The sequence below is a fragment of the Thiohalobacter sp. genome, assembly GCF_027000115.1.
In the GTDB taxonomy this organism is placed as follows: domain Bacteria; phylum Pseudomonadota; class Gammaproteobacteria; order Thiohalobacterales; family Thiohalobacteraceae; genus JALTON01.
The window spans coordinates 1-2,315 of the sequence record NZ_JALTON010000063.1 but is presented as its reverse complement, the minus strand read 5'-3'; the positions used below and the strand labels follow the sequence as shown (position 1 = coordinate 2,315).

Annotated in this window: 2 protein-coding genes; both read left to right on the top strand. The window is 66.4% G+C overall.

Translation table 11 applies throughout. From position 1 onward, the window contains the following. Positions 1 to 924 (top strand): C13 family peptidase (locus MVF76_RS12975; RefSeq protein WP_297529815.1); only part of this gene is annotated, 924 nt, incomplete at its 5' end. A gap of 112 nt (positions 925 to 1,036) precedes the next feature. After that, positions 1,037 to 2,315 (top strand): helix-hairpin-helix domain-containing protein (locus tag MVF76_RS12970; protein WP_297529813.1); only part of this gene is annotated, 1,279 nt, incomplete at its 3' end.

The following is a 2,315-nucleotide window of genomic DNA, read 5'->3' as shown; positions in this document are numbered from 1 at the left end:
CGCAAGCACCCCCAGGGACACAAACGGGTGTTGCACGGTTTCTGGTTCATGGGGCGCTACGTGGGCGAGACGCCCGTCTCGCCCGAAGCCCGGGTCGCGGCCCAGCAAGAGCAACAGGCCCGGGCGGCCCAGGTGGATGCCGAAGCCACCTTCTATCGCCAGCCGACCCTGCTGGCGCAACATCTTTCGAAACTGCAGCCGGGCACGCCCGGCGTGATCGACATCTTCCTGCTCAGCTTCGGTGCCTGGGGGGATCAGGACGTGTTCATGAAGGAAGCCAGTCTGGCACGCGAACTGTTCACCTCGCGTTTTGCCGCCGCCGGCCACACGGTCACCCTGATCAACAATCCGCGGCTGGTGCGCAGCCTGCCGCTGGCCTCGGTGACCAATCTGTCGCGCGCCCTGCAACGCCTGGCCGAAGTGATGGACGAGGAAGACATCCTGGTGCTGTACCTGACCAGCCACGGCAGCCGGAAACACGAACTGGCCGTCTCCCTGGCCGATCTGTCGCTGAACGATCTGTCGGCGAAACGCCTGGCCGAAATGCTGGCGGAAAGCGGCATCCGCTGGAAGGTGGTGATCGTCTCGGCCTGTTATTCGGGCGGTTTCATCGAACCGCTGGACGACGGCAACACGCTGATCATGACCTCGGCGGCCGCCGATCGGGTCTCCTTCGGCTGCAGCGATGAAGCCGAGCTGACCTACTTCGGCCGTGCCCTGCTCAAGCACGGTCTGCAACAGACCCGCGACTTCGATGCCGCCTTCCGCATCGCCGTTGATCTGATCCGCGACTGGGAAGCAGCCGAGGACTACGACCATTCCCGGCCCCGCTTCCACAGTACCCCGGCCATCGAGGCACAACTCGCCAACTGGCGACGACAGCACGCGCAGGTCACAACCCTCGAACAACCTTCCGGCCCCTGAACGCCGGCAGGGTGCCTGCCTGACATCGCGGCCCGCCCCTGTCTTCGCCGGCCACTGCTGGTATGCTTGCTTCAGATACATGCGTCGTGGCACGGAAGGAGGCGGCCGACCCATGCCGGTCCACAACGAGGACATCGCCGCCATCTTCGACGAGATGGCCGATCTGCTGGAAATCGAGGGCGACAACCCCTACCGCGTGCGCGCCTATCGCAACGCCGCGCGCACCGTGCGCCACCTCGGGCGGGAACTTTCCGACATGGTGGAGCGGGGCGAGGACCTCACCCGCCTGCCGGGGATCGGCAAGGAGCTGGCGGCCAAGATCGTGGAAATCGTCAACACCGGCCACGCCCGCGCCCTGGACAAGCTGCACCGGCGCGTGCCGGCCAGCCTCGAGACCCTGCTCAAGATCCCGGGGCTCGGCCCCAAGAAGGTGCGGGCCCTGTACCAGGATCTGCACATCAAGACCCTCAAACAACTCGAGGACGCCGTGCGCCGCGGCCGGCTGCGCCAGTTGCCCGGCTTCGGCCCCAAAACCGAACAGCGCATCCTCGAGAACATCAGCGCCCATCGCACCGCGGAGAAACGCTTCCTGCATTCGGTGGCTCGCCGTTATGCCGAACCCCTGGTGGCCTGGCTGCAAAAGACCCCGGGCGTGGATCAGGTGGTGGTGGCCGGCAGCTATCGCCGCGGCAGGGAAACGGTGGGCGATCTCGACATTCTGGTCACCGTGCGCGGCGAGAGCCCGGTGATGCAGCGCTTCACCGAATACGACGAAGTGGCCGACGTGGTCTCCCGCGGCACCACCCGCTCCACCGTCTACCTCCGGTGTGGTCTGCAGGTGGACCTGCGGGTGGTGGAAAAGGCCAGTTTCGGCGCTGCCCTGCACTACTTCACCGGCAGCAAGGCGCACAACATCCGGATCCGCCATCTCGGCCAGCAGAACGGGCTCAAGATCAACGAGTACGGCGTGTTTCGCGGCGAGCAACGCATCGCCGGCGAAACCGAGGAATCGGTCTATGCCAGCGTGGATCTGCCCTGGATTCCGCCGGAGCTGCGCGAGGCGCGCGGCGAGATCGAGGCCGCCCGGGAAGGGCGCCTGCCGGTGCTCATCGCGCGCGACGACCTGCGCGGCGATCTGCACTGCCATACCCGCGCCACCGACGGCACCGCCAGCATCGAGGACATGGCCCGCGCCGCAAAGCGCGCCGGGCTCGAATACCTGGCCATCACCGATCACAGCCGGCACCTGACCGTGGCCCACGGTCTCGATGCGGATGCCCTGCACCGACAGGTGGACGACATCGACCGGCTCAATGACAAACTCGACGGCATCACCCTGCTCAAGGGCATCGAAGTGGACATCCTCGAGGACGGCTCGCTGGATCTGCCCG